Genomic DNA, 23,106 nt, shown 5'->3' with positions numbered 1-23,106 from the left:
AAGCGGCCCGGCGCGCCTGTCCAGCCCGGCTGACCCGCGCCCAAAGCAATTGTCGCGCAAAGACCTGGCCGCTATCGTGCCAGCACATGCCCATGACTGCGCCAGGCCGGCCGATCCCGCCCCAGCAAGGAACCGATGCCATGACCCAGCCCGTGATCGACACCTCGCCCCCGGTTTCGGATGAGGTGCGCCAGACCACCTGTTACATGTGCGCCTGTCGCTGCGGCATCAACGTCCACATGAAATCCGGCCGCGTCGCCTATATCGAGGGCAATCGCGACCACCCCGTCAACAAGGGCGTGCTTTGCGCCAAGGGCTCGGCCGGGATCATGCAGGTCAATGCCCCCTCGCGGCTGCGCGCGCCCCTGCGCCGGGTCGGACCGCGCGGATCGGGCCGATTTCAGGAAATCACCTGGGACGAGGCGCTGGATATCGCCGCGGGATGGCTGGGCCGGATCCGGCATGACGATCCCGCGAAACTGGCCTTTTTCACCGGCCGCGATCAGTCGCAATCCTTCACCAGCTTCTGGGCGCAGAATTTCGGCACGCCCAATTACGCCGCGCATGGCGGCTTTTGTTCGGTCAATATGGCGGCGGCGGGCATCTATACGATGGGCGGCGCTTTCTGGGAATTCGGCCAGCCCGACTGGGACCGAACGCGGCTGATGCTGCTTTTTGGCGTGGCCGAGGATCACGACAGCAACCCGATCAAGATGGGCATCGGCCGGATGAAGGCGCGGGGCGGCCGGCTGATCGGCGTGAACCCGATCCGCACCGGCTATAACGCGGTGGCCGATGACTGGCTGGGGATCACGCCGGGCACCGACGGGTTGCTGATCCTTGCGCTGATCCATTGCCTGTTTCAGGCCGGGCGGATCGATCTGGATTATCTGGCGCGCTATACCAACGCGCCGGTGCTGGTCGATGCGGAAACCGGGCTTTTGCGGCGCGACGGTGCCGGCAAGATGCTGGTCCGAGACCGCCGCAGCGGCGCGCTCAGCGCGTTCGACAGCCCCGGCATCCTGCCCGATCTGGCCGCGCGCGACGGCGCCGACCGGACGGTGTTCCAATGGATGGCGGAACGCTATCTGGATCCCGCCCATGCCCCCGAGGCGGTGGCCGAGCGCTGTGGCATCCCGGCCGCGCGCATCCGCGCGCTGGCCGCCGAACTGGCCCATGCCGCCTTTGATCAGGCCTTTGAACTGGACCAGCCCTGGACCGATTTCCGGGGCGAACGCCACGCCACCATGACCGGCCGCCCGGTCAGCATGCATGCGATGCGCGGCATCTCGGCCCATTCCAACGGCTTTCAGACCTGTCGCGCGCTGCATGTCCTGCAAATCATTCTGGGCACGGTCGAGGTGCCGGGCGGCTTTCGCTTCAAGCCGCCCTATCCCAAACCCTCCGAGGCGCATCCGCGACCCCATTGCCATGCCCATCCCGACCGGCCACTGGATGGCCCGCATCTGGGCTTTGTTCATGGCCCCGAGGATCTGGCACTGGACCCGGATGGTCGCCCCGCCCGCATCGACAAGGCCTTTAGCTGGGAAAACCCGATGTCGGCGCATGGGCTGATGCATATGGTCATCGCCAATGCCCATGCGGGCGACCCCTACCCGATCGACACGCTGTTTCTGTATATGGCGAACATGGCGTGGAATTCGTCCATGAACACGGCCGGCACCATGAAAATGCTGACCGATACCGATGAGAACGGCGAATATGTCATCCCGCGCATCATCTATTCGGATGCCTATTCCTCCGAAATGGTGGCCTATGCCGATCTGGTCCTGCCCGACACCACCTATCTGGAACGCCACGACTGCATCAGCCTGCTGGACCGCCCGATCTGCGAGGCGGATGCCGCCGCCGATGCCATCCGCTGGCCGGTGGTCGAACCCGACCGCGATGTGCGCGGCTTTCAGACTGTGCTGATCCAGCTGGCCAACCGGCTGAAACTGCCGGGTTTCACGGCCGATGACGGCACGCCGCGCTATCGCGATTATGCCGATTACATCGTCAACCATGAACGCAAGCCCGGTATCGGCCCGCTCGCCGGGTTTCGTGGCGATGGCGATCTGACCGGGCGCGGGCCGGCCAACCCGGACCAGCTGAACCGCTATATCGCCAATGGCGGCTTTTTCAGCACCCATATCCCGGCGGGTGCGGATTACTATAAGCCGTGGAACATGGCCTATCAGGACTGGGCCGTGGGCATGGGGCTGTTCGACAAGCCCCAGCCCTATCTGTTCCAGCTTTATCTCGAACCCCTGCGCAGGTTTCAGCGCGCCGCCGAAGGCCATGGCGACCGCCAGCCGCCCGATCACCTGCGCGACCGCATCCGCCGGACCATGGACCCGCTGCCGGTCTGGTATCCGCCTTTCGGGGATACGGATGTCGACACGGATGCCTATCCCCTGCACGCCCTGACCCAGCGCCCGATGGCCATGTATCACAGCTGGGGCAGCCAGAATGCCTGGCTGCGCCAGATCCATGGCAGGAACCCGCTCTATGTGCCGCCCGAAATCTGGGCGCGGCACGGGTTTCGGGATGGCGACTGGGCGCATCTGATATCGCCCCACGGCACCATCACCGTGCCGGTGGCGCTGCATGGCGGGCTGAACCCCAACACCGTCTGGACATGGAACGCCATCGGCAAGCGCAAGGGCACATGGGCGCTGGACGAACGCGCGCCCGAGGCGACCAAGGGCTTTTTGCTGAACCACCTGATCCACGAATTGCTGCCCCCCAAGGGCGATGGCCTGCGCTGGTCGAATTCGGACCCGATCACCGGACAGGCGGCGTGGTTCGACCTGCGGGTCAGGATCGAAAAGGCCGCCCCCCGGGACGAGGCCGATCCGGCCTTTCCGCCCGTCACCTCGCCCGTCGGGCGCGGGCCCGCATACCTGCGCTGGAGGGTCGGAAAATGACCGCATTGCCCGAACGCAGCGAACGCAAGCTGGGGCTGGTGATCGACCTTGACACCTGCGTCGGCTGTCATGCCTGCGTGATCGCCTGCAAGGGCTGGAACACGCAAAATCAGGGCGCGCCGCTGGCCGATATGGATGCCTACGGCGAAAACCCGATGGGCACGTTTCTGAACCGCATCCATACCTATGAGGCCACGCCCACGGATGGCGGCGCCTGCCAGACCGTGCATATGCCGAAATCCTGCCTGCATTGCGAAAGCGCGCCTTGCGTCACCGTCTGTCCCACCGGCGCCAGCTACAAGCGGGCCGAGGACGGCATCGTGCTGGTCAACGAGGATGCCTGCATCGGCTGCGGGCTTTGCGCCTGGGCCTGTCCTTACGGGGCGCGGGAACTGGACCCGGCGGCGGGGGTGATGAAGAAATGCACGCTGTGCATCGACCGCATCTATAACGACAACCTGCCCGAACCCGACCGCGTCCCCGCCTGTGTGCGCACCTGTCCGGCGGGGGCGCGCCATTTCGGCGATCTGGGCGACCCGGACAGCGCCGTCAGCCGGCTGGTCGCGGAACGCGGCGGCTATGACCTGATGCCGGAAATGGGCACGCGGCCGGTCAACAAATACCTGCCGCCGCGCCGCAAGGACCGGCTTTCGGCCCCCGACGCCGCACCCACGCTGTCGCCGGTCGCATCCGATGCGGGCGGCTTTTTCGGCTGGCTCGACAAGATGCTGGAGAAACTCTGATGCATGCCGCGCCTTCGGTCATCCTGTTCACCGTGCTGTCGGGCGCGGGGCTGGGATATCTGGCCTTTTTGGGTCTTGGCGGCGCCGCGACGGGCTGGGCGGCGTTCTGGCAATTCGTGCCGGGATTCGGGCTGGCGGTGGCGGGGCTGCTTGCATCGAGCTTTCACTTGGGCAATCCGCAGCGCGCGCTTTTGGCGTTCACGCAATGGCGCAGCAGCTGGCTTAGCCGCGAGGCATGGCTGTCGGTCGCCGCCCTGCTGACGCTTGGGCTTTATGCGGCGGGGGCGATCTTTCTGGGTGCCGCGCCGCGATGGCTGGGGGCCATCGGGGCCGCGCTGGCACTGGCCACGGTGCTGGCCACGGCGATGATCTATGCACAGCTGCGCACCGTGCCGCGCTGGAACAGCCCGCTGACGCCGGTGCTGTTTCTGACGGCGGCGCTGTCGGCGGGCGCGATCCTTGGCGCGCAGCCGCATCTGGCGGCGCTTTTGCTGGCGGGGCTGGGGGTGATCCAGTGGCTGGCATGGCGGATGGGCGATGGCGGTCTGGCCCAGCGTGGCCATACGCTGGCCAGCGCCACCGGGCTGGGCCATCTGGGCAGGCTGCGCCTGTTCGAGGGGCCGCATACCGGCAGCAACTATCTGTTGAACGAGTTCGTCCATCAGGTCGGGCGCCGGCAGGCGGCCAAGCTGCGGCTGATCGCGCTGGCCACGATGAGCGTCCTGCCGGCGCTGGCGCTGGCATTCCTGCCGGCCGCGCCGCTGGTGACCCTTTTGGCCTTTGGGCTGCATATGCTGGGCATGTTCACCGCGCGCTGGCTCTTTTTCGCCGAGGCCGAACATAGCGTGCGTCTGTATTACGACCGCTGAATTAGGGCCGCTGAACCACGACCACCGAACAGGGCCATCTGGACAAATCCGATTGATTTTGTCAATTAACTGCCGGGACCCGTTCCCCCGAACCGATCACATGGCAGGAGACCGCAAGATGACCGCCCCCGACACCCGCCGTTTCCCGATCACCCTGCGTGCCCTGACCGTGACCGCGATCGAGGATCTCAACCCCCGGATGCGGCGGATCACGCTGGGCGGCGCACAGATCGGCGCCTTTGACGCCGGGGGCGTGGCGCAGCCGGCTCTGCAAAGCCTTGGCCCGGACGATCATGTAAAGCTGTTCTTTGCCGATCCCGAAACCGGATTGCTCAGCCTGCCCCGACAGGGGGACGGCCGCCTGCACTGGCCCGAGGATCCGCCGGCGATCTCGCGCGAATATACGCCGCGCGGCTTTGACCCGGATTCGGGGCGGCTGGTGCTGGATTTCGTGCTGCATGGCCATGGCGTCGCCGGCAGCTGGGCGGCGCAGGCACGGCTGGGCGACGTGATCCATATCGGCGGGCCCAAGGCCTCGATGCTGTTGCCGGATGCGAGGCATTACCTGTTGCTGGGCGACGAAACCGCCATTCCCGCCATTGCCAACTGGCTGGAAATGCTGCCCGCCGAGGCCCGCGTCGACGCCCATATCCTGAGCGCCGAACCGGCAGCGCGGATCGCGCTGCGGGCGCCGCGCGCGGCCCGGATCGCGTGGCACACCCATGATCCGCAGGACACAGAGGCGCTGGTGCGGCTAGCCGGCACGCCCGGGCGCGACAGCTTTGTCTGGGCGGCGGGCGAACGCGGCGCGATCACGGCGCTGCGCGCGCATCTGACGGCGCTGGATCACCCGCGCGACCTGACCGATCTGTCGAATTACTGGACACTGGGCGAGGCCGCCAAAGACTAGGGACGCGGCGCCCTTGGCGTTTTCGCCCTGTCGCGACGCGCCCGCACATGCGAGGATTTGCCCCTGACCACATCGACAGGGGCAAGGATGATCCGCCGCATTCCGCATTGCAGCCATTGGGGCGCCTATACGATTCTGGTCGAGGACGGGCGGATTCTGGGCGTCGAACCCTTTGCCGGTGATCCCGCCCCCTCGCCTGTCATCCATTCGGTCGCGGAATGGGCCAAGCCGGATCGCCGCGTGCTGCGCCCGATGGTGCGCAGGGGCTGGCTGGCGGCGCGCGAAACCGGGGCGGCCGACCGGGGGGCGCGCGACGGTCAGGACGGCTTTGCCGCCATCCCCTGGGACGAGGCGCTGGATCTGACCGCGGCCGAAATCGCCCGCGTGGCGCGCGACCACGGCAATGCGGCGATCTTTGCGGGCAGCTATGGCTGGACCTCGGCGGGGCGGGTGCATCATGCGCCCACGCTATTGAAACGGATGCTGAATCTGGCGGGCGGGTTCACCGGCCATGCCGATACCTATTCGACCGCCGCCGGCCCGGTCATCCTGCGCCATGTTCTGGGCAGCGACGAGGCCTGCAACGGCATGTCGAACACGCTGGACACCGTCGCGGACCATACCGACACGCTGGTGGTGTTTGGCGCCATCTCGCCGCGCACCGCGCAATCCGAGGCCGGCGGCATCGGCGCGCATCATCTGGAAACCTATCTGCGCCGGATCGCCGAACGCGGCACGCGGGTCATCCATGTCTCGCCGCTGCGCGACGATCTGCCGGACTGGCTGGGCGCGGAATGGTGGCCGATCCGGCCCAATACCGATGTCGCGCTGATGCTGGGGCTGGCCGGCGAGATCGTCGCGGCCGGCCGCCATGACCGCGATTTCCTGTCCCGCTGCACCAGCGGGGCCGAGCGGTTTCTGGACTATCTGCGCGGCGACACCGATGGTCAGGTCAAGGATGCCGAATGGGCCGCGCGCATTACCGGCCTGCCGGCACAGGCGATCCGGGCCTTGGCCCCGGTGCTGGTCCAGACCCGCAGCCAGCTGACCGTCAGCTGGGCCCTGCAACGCGCCCATCACGGCGAACAGCCGTTCTGGGCGGCGCTGGGGCTTGCTGCCATCATCGGCCAGATCGGGCTGCCGGGGGGCGGCGTGGGCTTTGGCTATGGCTCGCTCGGGGGTGTCGGGTCGCCGATCAATCTGGGCCGGTCGCCGATGATGCCCAAGGGTACGCGGGCCAGCAACAGCTTCATCCCCGTCGCCCGGATCAGCGATATGTTGTTGAATCCCGGGGCGCCCTTTACCTATGAGGGGCGCGAACATCGCTATCCCGATATCCGGCTGGTTTACTGGGCGGGGGGCAATCCGTTCCACCACCATCAGGACCTGAACCGGCTGACCCGGGCATGGGCGCGGCCCGAAACCATCATCGTGCAGGACCCGATGTGGACGGCGACCGCGCGGCGGGCGGATATCGTGCTGCCGGCCTCGACCTCGATCGAGCGCAACGATCTTGCCGGCAGCAAGCGCAGCGACGTGATCGTCGCCATGGCCAAGGCGATCGAGCCGCTGGGACAGTCGCGGTCGGATTTCGCGATCTTTGACGCGCTGGCCACGCGGCTGGGCCATGGTCCCGCCTTCAACGAAGGGCGCGACGAAATGGGGTGGATCCGGCATCTTTACGACGAAAGCCGCGATTACGCCGCCCGCACGCATGGCTTTGAAATGCCCAGCTTTGATCAATTCTGGGATCGGGGGCACGCCCCTTGTCCGATGCGGGCCGAACATACCCATCTGGCCGCGTTCCGCGCCGCGCCCGGGGATCACCCGCTGCCCACCGAAAGCGGCCGCATCGTGCTGGGCAGCCGGACGCTGGCGCGGCTGGGCTATGAGGATTGTCCCGACCATCCGGCATGGATGGACCCGGCCGAATGGCTGGGCGGCGGCGACGGCGACGAGCTGCACCTGATTTCGCATCAGCCGCGCGGCCGGCTGCACAGCCAGCTTGAAACCGGGGCGGCCAGCCTTGCCGACCGGCGGGGCGGGCGCGAACAGCTGCGGCTGAACCCGGAGGATGCGGCGGCGCGCGGCATTCAGGACGGCCAGACGGTGCGGCTTTGGAATGCGCGCGGCGCCTGTCTGGCGACCGCGCGGATCAGCCCGGACACCGCGCCGGGCGTGGCGGTCCTGCCCACCGGCGCATGGCTGACCAGGGGGCAGGACGGCGCCGACATCGCCGGCAATCCCAATGTGCTGACGCTGGATATCGGCAGTTCCGCCTTTGGACAGGGCTGCGCGGCCCATACCTGTCTGATCCGCGTCGCGCCCCATGCCGGCGACAATCGCGACGCCATCCGCGCCTATCAATCGCAACTGGCCGAAATCCTCCCGGAAGGAGCAAGAACCCCATGACCGACACCCCGATCAGCCGCTTTCCCGTTCCCGATCTGGCCGAACTGCCCACGGATATCCGCGACCGCATCCTTGCCGTGCAGGAAAAATCCGGCTTCATCCCCAATGTCTTTCTGGCGCTGGCGCATCGCCCGGACGAATTCCGTGCCTTTTTCGCCTATCACGACGCGCTGATGGACAAGCCCGGCAACCTGACCAAGGCCGAGCGCGAGATGATCGTCGTCGCCACCTCGAACGCGAACCAGTGCCAATATTGCGTCGTCGCCCATGGCGCGATCCTGCGCATCCGCGCCAAGAACCCGCTGATCGCCGATCAGGTCGCGGTGAATTATCGCAAGGCCCCGATCACGCCGCGCCAGCGCGCGATGCTGGATTTCGCCATGAAGGTTTCCGCCCGCGCGCATGAGGTCGATGAGACCGATTACGACACCCTGCGCAGCCACGGCCTGAGCGACGAGGACGCATGGGACATCGCCGCCATCGCCGCGTTTTTCGGCATGTCGAACCGGATCGCGAATGCGTTCAGCATCCCCTCGAACCCGGAATTCTATGCCATGGGGCGCTAGCCCCCGTCAGGCGGTCACATCCACGACGACCCGGCCCCGGATCTTGCCGGCGACGATCTCGGCCGCCAGTTCGGGCAGTTTCGACATCGGCTCGACCCGCGCGATCCGGGCCAGATGCGCGCGGTCCAGAGACGCCGCCAGCGTGGCCCAGGCACGGTCCCGCCGGGCCTGCGGCGCCATCACGCTATCGACCCCCAAAAGCGCGACACTGCGCAGGATATGGGGCATCACCGTGCCGGGCAGGTCAGCCCCGCCCGCCAGCCCGCAGGCCGCCACCGCACCGCCGTAATCGGTCTGGGCCAGCACATTGACCAGCGTGGTCGAACCGACGGAATCCACCGCGCCAGCCCAGCGTTCCTTTTGCAGGGGCGCGCCCTTGCCGGCCAGTTCGGCGCGGTCGACGAACGCCGTCGCGCCCAGTTCAGACAGATAGTCGTGGGTTTCAGGCCGGCCGGTCGCGGCGGTCACCCGATAGCCCCGCGCCGCCAAAAGGCTGATCGCGGTCGAGCCGACACCTCCGGCTGCGCCGGTCACCAGCACCTCGCGCCCGCCGGGCTGGATCATACCCCAATCCTCAAGCACGTTGACGCAAAGCCCGGCGGTATAGCCGGCTGTGCCCACGGCCATCGCGTCCTGCAGGGAAAAACCTTCCGGCAGGCGGGTCAGCCATTCCGGTTTCAGCCGCTGATAGCGGCTGTAGCCGCCCCATTCGGTTTCCGACAGGCCCCAGCCATTCACCAACACCTTATCGTCCGGCTGCCAGCGCGGATCGCGGCTTTCCACCACGGTGCCCGCCAGGTCGATCCCCGCCACCATCGGCAGCCGCCGCGCAATAGGGATCGCCCCGGTCAACGCCAGCCCGTCCTTGTAGTTGACGGTCGAATAGGCGATCTCGACCAGCACATCGTGATCGGGCAGCGCGTCCAGCGTCAGATCGCGAAACCCGGCTGCGGGGGTGCCGTCCCGGTCCTCGATCATCAGGGCGCGAAAGGTCTGGGTCATCGCGGCGTTCTCCTTGGCCGGGGTTGTCCGGTCAGCCTAGCAGCCACGCCCACCGCAGAGAAGCGCCCTTTCAGTCCAGACCAAGCCGCCGATAGGCCTCGGGCGGGGCATCGTTGGCCCGCATCTGACGGATCATCTTGGCGATCATCGCGGCCTCACGCATGGGGTCGTGCAGGGGGGTTTCCTGCCCCGGATCGCGGGCCAGATCGTAAAGCCGGGTGTCGCTTTCCAACAGGCAGCCCGGCCCGTAATTGTTGTACATGGGCGAGCGGTGGATCACCGGCACCTTCAGCACCGGCACATCCTTCATCCAGTCAAAGGGCGGCGCCAGCGTCGCGGCGCGCAGCTCATCGGGGGTAAAGCGTTCGGTGATATGGGTCGGCATCAGGGTGTATTGATAAATCTCCTGATCGGGGATCGAATCCGGGAAACGGTGATAGCTGGTCCGCCCGTCGGTCACATTCACCGCGCCGCCGAAATAGCCAAAGATCATCGCCTCGCGATCATTGTCGCGCAGGACCGAACGGCCCATGACCTCGGGCGGGGGCGGGATGTCCCAGAAATCCAGCATGGTCGGCGCGATATCGGTCGATTGCGTCAGCCGGTCCACACGGCCCGGTCCGGGATCCCGCGGATCATGCACGAAAAGCGGGATATGAACGATTTCCTCATACATGTTCATGCGGTTCTTGGCCCAGAAATCATGTTCGCCCAAAAGAAAGCCGTGATCGGTGGTGACCACCAGCGCCGTGTCGCGCCACATGTCATGCGTGTCGAATTCGTCCAGAAGCCGTCCCAGCAGATCGTCGCACAAGGACACGACCGCATAATAATTGGCGCGCAGTTCGGCCGATTCCTCGGGCAGTTCCTCGACCCGTCCATAGCGCGGCCAGTCGCGGATGCCGCCGGTCCAGCCGGTATCGAACGGCGTCTTGAAGCGTTCGGGCGCATAAAACGGCTCATGCGGATCAAAGGTTTCGATCTGCAACAGCCAATTGTCGGCATCACGGTTGCGGTCCAGAAAATCCAGCCCGTGCGCAAACACCTGAACCGAGGGGAAATCCTTTTCCTCACGGATGAATTCGCGGTTGATCATATAGGCACGGTGCTTGGGCGCATCGTCCATGAATTGCAGCTGATGGGCGTGATATTTCTCGCGCAGGCGGTCCCATGGCGGCTGGACCATGGCCTTCCACGGATCGCTTTCCTGACCGCGCACGAATTCGAACGTCGAATAGCGGGTGTGATAGGTGGCGCCGCCATCCTCGAAATAATGATAGTGATCGGTGACCAGATGCGAATGCACGTCCCGGGATTTCAGGATTTCGGGAAATGCGTTGTCGAATGGCTCAAGCGGGCCCCAGCTGCGATGCAGAAACGACAGATGCCCGGTCAGCATGTCGCGCCGCGCCGGCATGCAGGGCATCGAGCCGACATAATGCCGGTCATAGACCCGCGCCCGCGCCGCCAGCCGGTCGAAATTCGGCGTCGGAATGCGGGTGCCGCCATAGGGCGACAGCATGTGACGATTCAGCGAATCGAACAGGACAAAGACGGCTTTCATAGGCGACCTGCGGTGTTTGGGGCGGGCTAAAGACGCGCGCCGGTTTCAGGGTCGAACAGGTGGATGCGGGCCGGATCGGCGCTCAGCCGGATATCGTCGCCGGCCGCGATCGGCGGCGTGCCCGGCACCCGCCAGCACAGCTGTTGGCCGGGCCGGCCGAACAGCACATAGGTTTCGGCGCCCAGATGTTCGACCTGCCGGACCCTGGCGCGGATCGGGCCGTCGGGACTGGCCACCATGTCCTCGGGGCGGATGCCCGCCTTGACCGCGCCCACCGGGGCCGCAGGAACCGCCAGACCGGCATTGTCATCACCGGCCAGATACAGCTGGCCATCGGCGCCGATCCGGGCGTCAAAGATATTGATCGAGGGCGAGCCGATGAATTCCGCCACGAAAAGGTTGGCGGGGGTTTCATACAGTTCCAGCGGCGTTCCGGCCTGCGCGATGCGCCCGGCATCCAGCACGACGATACGGTCGGCCATGGTCATCGCCTCGACCTGGTCATGGGTGACATAGACCGAGGTCGCGCCCAAGCGGTCGTGCAGCGCCCGGATTTCAGCCCGCATCTGGACGCGCAGCTTGGCGTCCAGATTGGAGAGCGGCTCGTCAAACAGGAACACCTGCGGATGGCGCACGATGGCGCGGCCCATGGCGACGCGCTGGCGCTGACCGCCCGACAGGGCACGCGGCTTGCGGTCCAGATAATCGCCGATGCCCAGAATATCGGCGGCCTCTTGCACACGGGCGTCGATTTCGGCCTTGGGCGTGCGCTTCAGGTCCAGCGAAAACGCCATGTTGTCGCGCACCGTCATATGCGGGTAAAGCGCATAGGATTGGAACACCATGGCGATGTCGCGGTCGCGCGGTTCAAGCCCGGTGACGTCGCGCCCGCCGATGCGGATCGCACCCCGCGATATGTCCTCAAGCCCCGCGATACAGCGCAAAAGCGTGGATTTGCCACAGCCCGACGGCCCGACAAGCACGACGAATTCGCCATCCTCGACGGTGAAATCCACCGTTTTCAGCGCGTGATAGCCGCCATAATGTTTCTCGATCCGGTCGATCTGAACCGTTGCCATTGCGTAACTTCCCTTATTTCACCGCGCCCATGGTCAGGCCCTGGACGACAAAGCGCTGTCCGAACATCATCAGGATCAGCGCCGGGATGGTCGAAAGCACCGCCGCCGCCGCCATATTGCCGTTCTGCACCTCGTATTGTTCGGCGAAATTCGCGATGCCGACCGGCACGGTGGCGGTGCCCCGGCTGGTCAGGTTCAAGGCGACGCTGAACTCGTTCCACGAAAAGACAAAGGCCAGCACCCCTGCGGCGATCAGCCCCGGCACCACCAGCGGCAGGATGACCCGCCGGAATGCCTGGGCCTGGGTGGCGCCATCGACGCGGGCGGCCTCTTCCAGATCGGGGGGGATGTCGTTGAAGAACGTCATCATCAACCAGACCGTCATCGGCAGGTTGATCGCGATATGGGTCAGGATCAGCCCCAAAAGCGTGTCGTAAAGCCCGATCTGCTGAAACATCAGGTACCATGGCCCGACCACGGTCAGCACCGGGATGGTGTTGAAGAGCATCGTCCAGCCCAGAAACAACCCCGAGACCCAGCGCGCCCATTTCAGCCGCGACAGCGAATAGGCCGCAAGCGTGCCCACCGCCAGCACGACCAGCGTGCTGATCCCCGCCACGATCAGGCTGTTGACGATATTGCCGATGAAATTCGAGCGCCGCCCGAACAGCACGTCCAGATAATTGTGCCAGGTCGGATCGAACCAGAACCGGCCCTGCATAATCGCGATTTCATATTTGAACGAGGTCGCAAGGATGAACAGGAACGGCACCACGATGGAGAGCACCCCCGCCGTCAGAAACGCGTATCCGATCCACAATTCCCGGCCCTTCAGGGGGATCATTTGCCAACCCTCCGCGCCAGGCCGCCGGCAGTGACCAGAAAGGCCAGAACGGCAAAGATGATGACCAGCGACAAAAGCGCGCCATAGCCCAGCTGGTTCTGGTTGAAGAACACATCGTAAAGCCGCAGGCTGACCACCTCGGTCGCGGTGCCCGGCCCGCCCGAAGTCAAAAGGAATATCTGGTCAAAGACCTTGAACGCCAGGATCGAGCGAAAGACGAAAGCCACCGCGATCGCCGGCATCATCAGCGGCAGGATGATCCGCCGCACGATCTGGGCGGTGGTGGCGCCATCGACGCGGGCGGCCTCGATCACCTCGCCGGGCAGGCCCTCGACACCCGCGAACAGGATCAGGAACACCAGCGGCGTCCAGTGCCAGACATCGACCAGCACCACCGACCACAGTGCCAGATCGGCGCTGGACAGCCATTGGATGCGGTCGATGCCGATCAGCCCAAGCGCCTGATTGAGAATGCCGAAATCATAGTTATAGACCAGCTTCCACATCGCGCCGATGGCCACCGGCGGCACCAGAATGGGCAGGATCATCGCCGTGCGGATCAGCCCCTTGCCGCGTGGCACGCCCGCCACCATGATCGCCAGCAAAAAGCCCAGCACCATTTCCAGCGCGACCGAAACCACCACGAAAATCAGCGTGGTGCGCATGTTCACGAAAAACAGGCTGTCTTCGGTCAGGCGGCGGAAATTCTCGGCCGGGGTAAAGCGATAGACCGCGCCCGCCGCCGTGAAGTCGATGGTCGACACCGCCATCCTGAGCAGGTTCGCCACCGGAAACGCGGTCAACACCACAAGGATGATCACCGCCGGCATCAGGGTTCCATAACGGAACCAGCGGTCGTGGCGGCGCCGGATCCGGGTGGCGGCCAGCCTTTCGGCCGCCGCCGCATCGGTCGCGTCCACGGGCGGGTTGGTGGTCGCACGCATGCCTGCCCCCTTATTCCGGCAGCGGGTCCAGCATGCCGGTCTTGCGGCCGCCATCGGCAAAGATCTTTTCGATCTCGCGCGCGGCCTGATTGAGCGCCTGTCCCGGGGTCAGGTCGCCGATCAGCGCCTGATTGAGCTTGAGCCCCATCACCCCCTCGACCGCCGCGCCCTCGGCAAAGCCCAGCGGATGGGTCCCCGCCTCAAGATTGGTCTTATAGGCGGCCATCCACGCATATTGCGGCTGTGCGGACAGTTCGTCCAGCACATCGGCACGCACCGGGATACCGCCGGCCTCGGCATAGACGGTCTGGGCCTCTTTGGTCAGGAACCATTTGAAAAAGGCCATCGACGCCTGTGCGCGGTCATCGGGGATATTGCGCGGAATGGCGAAATGCCAGTTGCCGATGGCGACGCCGCGACCGGCCGGCCCTTCGGGCAGGGGGGCGGCGGCGACGGTATCGACGACCGCCGATTTCGTCGGATCGGTATAATTGCCCCATGCGGCGATCACGGTCTGGACCATCGCGGCATTGCCTGCCGCCATCAGCTGGATCACGTCGCCCTGTCCCATGGCGCCGACATTGTCCGGCGCGCAGGCCTTTTCGATCTCGATAAAGCGGTCCAGCGCCGCCAGCGCCTCGGGGCTGTTGATGGTCACGGTATAATCGCCCGCCCTGGGATCGCGGACGATGGCGCCGCCATAGCTCAGCAGAAAGGGCATGAAATCGTAATGGATGCCGTTGCCGCGCTCGCCCCGGGTGGCGAAACCGTAAAGCCGGGGCCGGTCCTGCACCGCCTGGCACTGTTCCAGCAGCGCGTCATAGGTCTGGGGTGGCTGGGCCACCAGATCGCTGCGATAGACCAGCACATGCGTGTTGCAATTGGGCGGAATCGCCATCAGCTTGCCGCCATCCGCGGTGCGGAAATCCGCATCCGCGTTCCAGAAATAGCTGTCGCCGCAGGTAAAGACCTCGGCCGGCATGGCATAGCCCGGCTCGACCTCGTCAAGCGGGCGCAGCACGTCGGACCGATAGAATTCGATGGTCCAGCCGGAATCGATATTCAGGATGTCATAGGGGCTTTCGCCCGCGCGCACCGCGTTGCGGGCCTTTTCCAGAACGCCGGTATAGGGGGTTGCGTCGATATCGACCTGATTGCCGGTCTGATCGACATAAAGATCGACGACCGCCTCGAACCCGCCATACCACGGCGACGAATTGATCAGGATAGTGATCGGTTCCTGTTTGCCCACATCCAGAAAGCTGTTCTGGGCCGCGACCGGGGCCGCGATCAGGCAGGTGGCACCGGCCAGCGCGGCAAGCGTTCTCAGCGAATTGGTCATTGCTTCCTCCCTTTGCTGCGCCGTGCACGGTTCTCATGGCCTTTCGATCCGGCGCATTTTCACCATAGGGATTCGCATTTTGCATGAATAATGATAATAAAGGCAAAAGGCATAACTTTCAGGAATGTCATGGACCGAAACCTGCGCGCCTTTCTGGCGGTTGTGCGCCATGGCAACCTGACGGCGGCGGCCGATGCCATCGGTCTGACGCAGCCCGCCCTGACCAAGTCGATCCGCCGGCTTGAGGACAGCGTCGGCGGCGTGCTCTTTGACCGCTCGACCAAGGGCATGGTCCTGAATGAAACCGGCCGGATGTTTCTGGAACGCGCGCGGACCATCGAAACCCACTGGTCGCAGGCGCGCGAGGAAATCGACGCCCGCGCCGGCGGCCGGTTGCGCGAATTCCGCATCGCCGCCGGCGCCGCCTATCACATGCGCATCGCCCCGCTTTTGGTGCGGCAGCTGGCGAGCGAGTTTCCCGAAACCCGCTTCGGTCTGGAGTTCGACGTCGCGGGCGCCATGTTGCCGCCTTTGCAGAATGGGGAATTGCACCTGCTTCTGGGGGCCTTTATCCATCAGCCGCCCGAAGGGCTGGTCACCGAACGCCTGATGGAGGTGGTGACCGGCGTCATCTGCGACCGCGACCACCCGCTGACCCGGCTGGAGCGCGTGCCGCCGTCGGCGCTGGATGGGCATAAATGGCTGATCTACAAGCGCGATTCGTTCATGTACCAACGTCTTGCGACCTATTGCCTGCAACACCGGCTGGCGGCGCCGCAGGTGGTGGTCGAAATCGACGCCATGGCTTCGGGGATGGTGCTGGCGCGGGGGACCGATCTGTTGATCGCCGCCCCCACGACCGTGAAACCGATGGCCGAAGAGGCCGGTCTGGTGGTGCTGCCGCTTGAGGTGCCGCTATGGCATTTCCCGTCCGGGGCGTGGATGCGGCGATCGACCCGCGAATATCCGATCCTGCGCCGCGCCTTGCAGATCCTGCGCGAAAGCTGCGGCCTGCCGCCGGATCATTCCTGAAAGTTATCTTACCCGCCACAGAAGTCATTTTTACCGGAATGCAGGCGCATATAATTTCGACCCCGAACCAAAAGGGGGAAATCCATGCGCAAGCCAAATGTGATCGTGTTCTTTACCGATCAGCAACGTCACGACACCACCGGCGCGCATGGCAATCCGATGGGGCTGACACCGAATTTCGACCGCCTCGCCCGGGCGGGGACGCATCTTTACAATTCCTTTGCCTGTCAGCCGCTTTGCGGTCCGGCGCGGGCGGCGCTGCAAACCGGGCGCTATGCCACCCAGACCGGGGTATTTCGCAATGAAATCACCCTGCCGCCCGATCAGCCGACGCTGGCCCAGGTGTTCAAGGCCGGCGGCTATGCAACCGGCTATATCGGCAAATGGCATCTGGCGGCGCAGGATCCGGTGCCGCCGGACCTGCGCGGGGGCTATGATTACTGGCTGGCGGCGAACCATCTGGAATTCGTCTCGGACGCCTATGACGCGCGGCTTTTCGATGGCGACGGCAACGAACAAAAGCTGCCCGGCTATCGCGTCGACGCCCAGACGGACGCCGCGATCCGCTATATCGACCGCCATCGCGACACGCCCTTTTTGCTGTTCATGTCGTTTCTGGAACCCCATCACCAGAACCATACCGACGACTATCCCCCGCCCGAGGGGTATCGCCAGACGATGGACGCCAACCTGTGGACGCCGCCCGATCTGGTGGCGCTTGGCGGCACCTCGCCATGGCACCTTGCCGGGTATTACGGCATGGTCAAACGTCTGGACGAGGCGTTCGGGCGGATGATGGACGCGCTGCGCAGCCTTGATCTGACCGAAAACACGATCGTCATGTTCACCTCGGACCATGCCTGTCACTTCAAGACCCGCAACGCCGAATACAAACGGTCCTGTCACGAAAGCGCGGTGCGGGTGCCGACCATGATCACCGGCCCCGGCTTTATGGGCGGGGGACAGGTGACGGCGATGTTTTCCACCCCCGACATCGCGCCGACGCTGATCGAGGCGGCCGGATTGCAGGTGCCGGCATCGATGACCGGCGCGTCGATCCTGCCGGTGATCCGCGATGCCCGCGCGCCCTGGCGCGACGACAGCTTCTTTCAGGTCAGCGAAAGCGAAACGGGCCGCGCCATCCGCACCAAGCGCTGGAAATACGGCGTCACCGCCGATTACGACCATGACCGCCCCGGCGCCCCCAGCTATCGCGAGGTGTATCTCTATGATCTGGACGCCGATCCCTATGAGATGGTGAACCTTGCCGGGATGGCGGCGTTTCGCGAAACCGCCGATATGCTGAAGGCGCGGCTTCTGGACTGGATTGCCCGGATCGAGGGCGAAACCCCCGAGATCACCGACGCCCCCCCGACATTCCAGCGCCAGCACCGGCCACATTATTCCGACCTGCGCCGCGAATATCAGGCCGATACCTCAATGGGCATGAATCCGGGCGACTGAGCCCGCCGGTCAAGCGTGGCCAATCACCCGGCGGGGCGGCGGATACAGCGGAACCCGATATGGTTGGTGGTCGCGGTCGCCTGTTGCGGGGTGCGCGCGGCGGGGCGATAGCGGCGGCAGTAATTCGGCGCGCAAAGATGGCTGCCGCCCTTGATCACCAGCCGCTCGGTCGCCGGGCCGTCGGTGCCATCCCGCCCGACCGAACAACAGCTTTTCTGCGCCATGTGATCGGACCGGAACCGCCCGGTCGTCCATTCCCAGACATTGCCGATCATGTTGTAAAGCCCATAACCGTTCGGCGCGAAACTGTCGGCGGGGGCGATCCCGGCATATCCGTCCAGCGCCAGATCCTGCCACGGAAATTCCCCCTGCCAGGTATTGGCCATGGGCCGCCCGTCATCGGTCAGGTGATGCCCCCAGGACCAGATCTGATCGTCGGGACAACCGCCGCGCGCGGCATATTCCCATTCCGCCTCATCGGGCAGATCCTTGCCCGCCCAATGCGCATAGGCCAGCGCATCGCCGGCCGAGACATGGACCACCGGCAAGGCCCCGTCCCCGGCGATGTCGCTGCCCGGTCCCCGCGGATGACGCCATGAGGCCCCCGGCACGAAACGCCACCATTGCGCCACATCGTCCAGCGGCACCGGCCCGTCGGTCTTGTGAAAGACCAGCGATCCCGCATGGCGCAGCGCGGGCGCAAGCGCCGCCGCCTCGGCCGCGTCCGGCGGCAGCTCGGCGGTGGTGACATATCCGGTTTCGGCGACAAAGCGGGCAAATTCGGCATTGGTCACCGCCGTGCGATCCATCCAGAAACCATCGACACGGCGCGGATGGGCCGGGCGTTCCTCGGGGTAATGGGCGTTCGATCCCATGACAAAGGAACCGCCGGGCACCCAGACCATGCCGGGGGCGGCGCTTTCGGCGTTTTCGGGTGGCGTGGCCATGGCGCGGTTCTCCCTTGTGACCGCAACCTTTGGCGGCGGATCGGATCATCGCTGATCGCGATCAGTAAACCATCCCGTTGGCCGCGCCGCCATGGGGCAATCCGCCCGCCGCCCGCAAATGGCCCGTTATCCCGCGCTGCGCGTCATCCCCCCGGCAACAGACCCTTGCGCCGGACGCCGAAGCCGATATCGTCGGCGCCATGACACAGCCCAGCCCCCTTTGGACCCGGACCGCGACCCGCCTTTCCGGCGGGACCGGCCCCGATGCGATCCCGGTCGTCATGGCCGAACCCGAAAGCGCATCCCCCGACCACGCCCCCAAGGGCACCGTGCTTTTGGTTCATGGCCGCAACGGCGCGCCGGAACAGGCGCAGATCGCGGAAATCGCCATGGCCTATCTGGCCCGGGGCTGGCGCGTCGTTGCGCCCGAATTGCCGCATTCCATCGCCCTGCCGGACTCCGGCCCGCCCGATCAGGTGACGTTCAGCGGCCATACCCGCGCGGCGATGGCGGTCTGGGACTGGCTGGCACAAAGATGGCCGGATGCGCCGCGCGCGCTGGCCGGGCACAGCATCGGCGCCTATGCCATCGCGCATCTGGCGGCGGCGGCGCCCGACACGCATCACCTGCTGGCCGTGTCGCCGCCCCTGTCGGGCAATGTGCTTTTGAACGCGCGCAAGGCCATGGGTCCCGCCGCCATCGAGGCGGTCGCCCGCGAAGCCCCGCTGTTTCTGGCCGAAATGCCGGTGGCGGATGCGGCGCCGGCGCTGGCGCGGGTCGCGGCGCCGGTGGCGGTGGTCACCGGGGCCTCGGACGGGCTGGTGCCGCTGGCGGATGCGCGCGCCTATTTCAACGCCGCAGCGAATGCGCGGTTTTTCGGGGCGCTGCCCGATGAACATCACTGCCCGGCCGGGGCGGCCTGCGGACAGATGCTGTCCGTCGCGCTGGCGGCGCTGGGGGTCTAGCCCCCCTCAGGTGATGGCGGGGGGCAGCCACGGCGCGTTGAACCCCAACGCCCGCAGCCCGCGCCGCACCTCGTCCCGCCCCGAGACCAGCCGCCAGATCAGCCCCGAGCGGTGGTTTTCCAGCCCGATCACGATCGGCGCCTGATCGATGGCGAGCCGGCTTTGCGCCACCCAGTCATGGCTGATGCTGAAGGCGTCGACGAACCCCGCCTCGCCCCAGATCAGATGCCCAAGACCGTCATGCAGGTGGCGCAGCACCGGCATCGCCTCGTCGGGAGCAAAGGGAAAGGATCCCAGCGCCGCCGTGGGGGTGATGGTGCCGGTGTCGTCGGTGGGGGAATGCGCGACATAGCCCGAGGGATCGTCGCTGGCCGTCAGGCCCCAGCAATCGGGACCATAGCCCGCCCAGCCCCCCGGATTTCGCAGGCAATGCAGGCGGTTGATCAGCGCATGCGCCCGCGCCTGTCGTCCGTAATCGGCATAGGCATCGCACAGGCCGCGCGGGTCGATGCCCAGAAACGGATATTGCGACAGAAACAGCGGCCCGCCCCAATCCGGCCCAAGCGGCAGCGTGATGCCGCCATAATCGCGGCCATTGCGAAAGGCCGGCGCCATGGCCCAGCTTTGATGATAGGAACTGGCCGGGATCGGATGGGTGCGCGATCCGGCGCCCAGCACGAAAACCGGCATCGCCTCGTTCCAGCCCCGGATCGGCAGGGCGTTCGCGGGCCAGGGCTGGCCGGGATGGCGGTGCCACATGACCGCGCCATCCTCGCGCAGATGCGCGGCCCAGTTCACCGCGTCAAACAGCGCCTGAATCCGCGCCCCCAATTCGGGTTCGCGATCGAAATAGGCCGCCGCCCCCAGAAGCCCCAGCATCAGAAACGCCGTCTCGACGAGATCGCCGCCATCGTCACCGGGGGAAAAGGGCTGCGCGCGGCCGGTGGTGCCATTCATGAAATGCGGGAACACGCCGTCGAAACGGTCGGCCCGTTCCAGAAAACCCACCAGCCGTTCGACCCGATCCAGAATTTCGCGCGCCGGGCGCCAACCGCGTTCGGCGGCGACGATCTGCGCCAGAAGGCCAAAGCCGGTGCCGCCTGTGGTCACGGTTTCTTCGGTGTCATAGCCAAAGCTGCCGCCGCTGCGTTCGCGGGCCATGCCGCTGACCGGATGGCTCCAATCCAGGAAATAAAGCGCGGTCGCCTGGGCCACGCGGTCGCGCAGGGCGGCGTCGTCAAGGCCGCGGATCAATCCGTCCATGTCAGCTCCTGCATCTGGGTGTCGCGGCTGTTGGGGCCGACATGCAGCCCGACCACACCGGGGTCGCGGACCCATTCCGCCGCCGCAAGCGTGGGGGCGATGGGATAGCGGAACTGATCGGCGGTGATGGCAAAGACCACCTCGCAGGATGCGCCGGGGGCCAGCGTGACCTGTCGGAAATCGATCAGCCAGCGCGCGGGCCGGGTCACGCGCGCCACCGGATCGCTAGCATAAAGCTGCACGGTTTCAACGGCTTCGGCCGGGCCGGCATTGGTGACGGTCACGCAAAGTTCGACCGGCTCGCCCGCGCGGGCTTTGGCCACCGACAGCCGGGGCGGCCCGTATTCGACCCGCCCATAGCCTAGCCCGAAACCAAAGGGAAAGCGCGGCGCGTCATCGTCCAGATCCAGCCAGCCGGTGCGGAACTTGGCGAAACGGCCCGGAAAGGGCCGGCCCGTCGGCTCGGCCGCATAGCTCAGCGGCACCTCACCGGGATGGGCGGGCAAGGAGACCGCCAGCCGCGCCGACGGGCTGGCGCGCCCAAAGATCAGGTCGGCCACGCCCTCGGGGCCGGCGATACCGCCATGCCATGCATAAAGCAGGGCATCCGCCTGTTCGGCGACCGCGCCCAGGGCCAGCGGCCGGCCGGCAAAGACCACCACGACCAGCGGCCGGCCCGTCGCGGCCAGCGCGGCGATCAGCCGGCGCTGCGGGGCCGGCAGGTCCGGCGACAGCCGGGACGAGGATTCGCCGGCATGTTCCTTGGCCTCGCCCACCGCGACGATGGCGATATCGGCGGCGCGGGCCACCGCGACCGCCTCGGCGATCAGATCGGCCTCGGGACGGGGATCGCGGGTCACGGTCACGCCATGGACGTTCAGCCGCGCGGCAAGCCAGTCCTCATCGACGATACTCGCGCCCCATGCGACGGCCGGGACCCGACCGGTCAGCGCCGCCACCGCATCCGACAGCGGCACCACATCGGCGGCATTGCCCGATACCGCCCATGTCCCCAGCATATTCGCCCGGTCGGCGGCAAAGGGCCCGATCAGCGCCACCTCCACATCCGGCGACAGGGGCAACAGGCCGTCATTTTTCAACAGCACGGCCGATTGCGCGGCGGCGCGGCGGGCCAGCGCGCGCCCCTTTTGGCGCGACGGCGCGGATGCGCCCTGCATGCCCCGGAACGGATCGTCCAAAAGCCCCAGCCGCGCCTTGAAGCTCAGCACCCGGTGGCAGGCGCGCTCGATCAGCGCGATAACCTGTTGCGGGGAAAGCCGCAGCCCGGCATCGCGCGCATCGAGGCCATCGCGGGCCAGGATCGGCAATTCGCGCAGGTAATCCTCGCCCACCATATCCATGTCGATGCCGGCATGAAGCGCGCGCGCCACCACCACCGACGCCGGCCCCAGCCCATGCGCCACCAGCTCGGCGACGCCGGTATAATCCGACACCATCAGCCCGTCGAAACCGGTCTCGGCGCGCAGCCACCCCTCGATCAGCGGGGCGTTGGCATGCATCGGCAGCTTGTTCACCGCGTTAAAGGCGGCCATCACGCTGGCCGCGCCGGCCCGGACACCGGCGGCAAAGGGCGGCAGATAGACCGATAACAGATCCTCGGCCGCGATGCTGACATTGTCGTAATCGCGGCCGCTGTCGGGGGCGCCATAGGCCACGAAATGCTTGAGACAGGCGGCAACGCGGCCCGGCCCGGCGGGATCCTCGCCCTGAAAGCCGCGAACCGCCGCCTCGGCGATGCGCGCGGCCAAAAGCGGATCCTCGCCCGGACCTTCGGCCACGCGGCCCCAGCGCGGATCGCGGCTGATATCGATCATCGGGGCATAAACCTGATGCAGGCCCTCGGCCGCGGCCTCGGCGGCGGCAAAGGCCGAGGTTTCCGCGATCAGCCCCATATCCCAGCTGCATGCCATCGCGATATTCAGGGGAAATACCGTGCGATGGCCGTGGATCACATCCTCGGCGAAAAACAGCGGGATCTTAAGCCGCGATCCGGCCAATGCGCGTTCCTGCATGGCGCGGGCACTGGCCAGCGACTTGGTGCCGAAAATCGCCCCCACCTGCCCCGCATCCAGCCGGTGCGACAGCGCGCTTGGCTGGCTCGCGCCGGTAAGCAGCCCTTCGCCGGCCGCCAGAAGGTTCAGCTGGCCGATCTTTTCGGCCAGCGTCATCTGCGCCATCAACGCGTCGACCACATCCATTCCGTTCACGC

General features: G+C 66.2%; 18 protein-coding genes. 9 read left to right on the top strand and 9 right to left on the bottom strand.

Going from position 1 to position 23,106, the window contains the following annotated elements; genetic code table 11:
* The first annotated feature begins 140 nt into the window (after positions 1-140).
* The 6 genes from ACFOMH_RS07135 to ACFOMH_RS07110 all read left to right on the top strand — a co-directional run bounded on the left by ACFOMH_RS07135 (position 141) and on the right by ACFOMH_RS07110 (position 8,430).
* Complete coding sequence (locus ACFOMH_RS07135) at positions 141-2,930, top strand: molybdopterin oxidoreductase family protein (protein ID WP_377743545.1); 2,790 nt, start codon at positions 141-143, stop codon at positions 2,928-2,930.
* Complete coding sequence (locus ACFOMH_RS07130; protein ID WP_377743543.1) at positions 2,927-3,673, top strand: 4Fe-4S dicluster domain-containing protein; 747 nt, start codon at positions 2,927-2,929, stop codon at positions 3,671-3,673. Before ACFOMH_RS07135 ends, ACFOMH_RS07130 begins: the two co-directional genes overlap by 4 nt.
* Entirely contained in the window at positions 3,673-4,542 is an 870-nt protein-coding gene (locus ACFOMH_RS07125) for a dimethyl sulfoxide reductase anchor subunit family protein (RefSeq protein WP_377743542.1), read from the top strand. The genes ACFOMH_RS07130 and ACFOMH_RS07125 overlap by 1 nt, the downstream gene beginning before the upstream one ends.
* Positions 4,543-4,660: 118 nt before the next feature.
* Entirely contained in the window at positions 4,661-5,452 is a 792-nt protein-coding gene (locus ACFOMH_RS07120; protein WP_377743541.1) for a siderophore-interacting protein, read from the top strand.
* Positions 5,453-5,539: 87 nt separating this feature from the next.
* A complete protein-coding gene (locus ACFOMH_RS07115) occupies positions 5,540-7,864 on the top strand; it encodes a molybdopterin-dependent oxidoreductase (RefSeq protein WP_377743539.1) in 2,325 nt (774 codons plus the stop codon).
* Positions 7,861-8,430, top strand: coding sequence for a peroxidase-related enzyme (locus ACFOMH_RS07110; RefSeq protein WP_374426156.1), 570 nt, complete (start codon positions 7,861-7,863; stop codon positions 8,428-8,430). The genes ACFOMH_RS07115 and ACFOMH_RS07110 overlap by 4 nt, the downstream gene beginning before the upstream one ends.
* A gap of 6 nt (positions 8,431-8,436) precedes the next feature.
* Here ACFOMH_RS07110 and ACFOMH_RS07105 read toward each other — a convergent pair whose 3' ends face one another.
* The 6 genes from ACFOMH_RS07105 to ACFOMH_RS07080 form a co-directional block, all read right to left on the bottom strand.
* A complete protein-coding gene (locus ACFOMH_RS07105) occupies positions 8,437-9,432 on the bottom strand; it encodes an MDR family oxidoreductase (protein ID WP_377743537.1) in 996 nt (331 codons plus the stop codon).
* A gap of 70 nt (positions 9,433-9,502) precedes the next feature.
* On the bottom strand, positions 9,503-10,996 hold the full coding sequence (locus tag ACFOMH_RS07100; protein ID WP_377743536.1) for a sulfatase: 1,494 nt from the start codon (positions 10,994-10,996) through the stop codon (positions 9,503-9,505).
* 26 nt (positions 10,997-11,022) lie between these two features.
* Positions 11,023-12,075 (bottom strand): ABC transporter ATP-binding protein, encoded by a 1,053-nt coding sequence (locus ACFOMH_RS07095; RefSeq protein ID WP_377743535.1) that lies wholly within the window; start codon positions 12,073-12,075, stop codon positions 11,023-11,025.
* A 13-nt stretch (positions 12,076-12,088) separates the two neighbouring features.
* On the bottom strand, positions 12,089-12,919 hold the full coding sequence (locus tag ACFOMH_RS07090; protein ID WP_377743533.1) for a carbohydrate ABC transporter permease: 831 nt from the start codon (positions 12,917-12,919) through the stop codon (positions 12,089-12,091).
* On the bottom strand, positions 12,916-13,863 hold the full coding sequence (locus tag ACFOMH_RS07085; protein ID WP_377743531.1) for a carbohydrate ABC transporter permease: 948 nt from the start codon (positions 13,861-13,863) through the stop codon (positions 12,916-12,918). The genes ACFOMH_RS07090 and ACFOMH_RS07085 overlap by 4 nt, the downstream gene beginning before the upstream one ends.
* Before the next feature lie 10 nt (positions 13,864-13,873).
* A complete protein-coding gene (locus tag ACFOMH_RS07080) occupies positions 13,874-15,205 on the bottom strand; it encodes an extracellular solute-binding protein (RefSeq protein ID WP_377743530.1) in 1,332 nt (443 codons plus the stop codon).
* Between the two features lie 129 nt (positions 15,206-15,334).
* Here ACFOMH_RS07080 and ACFOMH_RS07075 point away from each other — a divergent pair, with 129 nt between their 5' ends.
* Both ACFOMH_RS07075 and ACFOMH_RS07070 read left to right on the top strand, forming a co-directional pair.
* Positions 15,335-16,237 carry a LysR family transcriptional regulator gene (locus tag ACFOMH_RS07075; protein ID WP_377743528.1) on the top strand — a complete coding sequence of 301 codons (903 nt, stop codon included), beginning with the start codon at positions 15,335-15,337 and terminating at the stop codon, positions 16,235-16,237.
* 84 nt (positions 16,238-16,321) lie between these two features.
* Entirely contained in the window at positions 16,322-17,701 is a 1,380-nt protein-coding gene (locus ACFOMH_RS07070) for a sulfatase-like hydrolase/transferase (protein WP_374426172.1), read from the top strand.
* Between the two features lie 23 nt (positions 17,702-17,724).
* Here ACFOMH_RS07070 and ACFOMH_RS07065 read toward each other — a convergent pair whose 3' ends face one another.
* Positions 17,725-18,648, bottom strand: coding sequence for a formylglycine-generating enzyme family protein (locus ACFOMH_RS07065; RefSeq protein ID WP_377743526.1), 924 nt, complete (start codon positions 18,646-18,648; stop codon positions 17,725-17,727).
* A gap of 200 nt (positions 18,649-18,848) precedes the next feature.
* Here ACFOMH_RS07065 and ACFOMH_RS07060 point away from each other — a divergent pair, with 200 nt between their 5' ends.
* Positions 18,849-19,613 carry a hypothetical protein gene (locus ACFOMH_RS07060; protein WP_377743524.1) on the top strand — a complete coding sequence of 255 codons (765 nt, stop codon included), beginning with the start codon at positions 18,849-18,851 and terminating at the stop codon, positions 19,611-19,613.
* A 6-nt stretch (positions 19,614-19,619) separates the two neighbouring features.
* Here the strand turns inward: ACFOMH_RS07060 and ACFOMH_RS07055 are convergent, their stop codons facing one another.
* A complete protein-coding gene (locus ACFOMH_RS07055) occupies positions 19,620-20,876 on the bottom strand; it encodes a glucoamylase family protein (protein ID WP_377743523.1) in 1,257 nt (418 codons plus the stop codon).
* Positions 20,864-23,095 carry a glycoside hydrolase family 3 N-terminal domain-containing protein gene (locus ACFOMH_RS07050; protein WP_377743907.1) on the bottom strand — a complete coding sequence of 744 codons (2,232 nt, stop codon included), beginning with the start codon at positions 23,093-23,095 and terminating at the stop codon, positions 20,864-20,866. The genes ACFOMH_RS07055 and ACFOMH_RS07050 overlap by 13 nt, the downstream gene beginning before the upstream one ends.
* Positions 23,096-23,106: the final 11 nt, after the last annotated feature.

This window comes from Paracoccus mangrovi (assembly GCF_042648425.1).
Classification (GTDB): Bacteria; Pseudomonadota; Alphaproteobacteria; order Rhodobacterales; family Rhodobacteraceae; genus Paracoccus; species Paracoccus mangrovi.
This window is presented reverse-complemented; position numbering and strand designations above follow the sequence as displayed.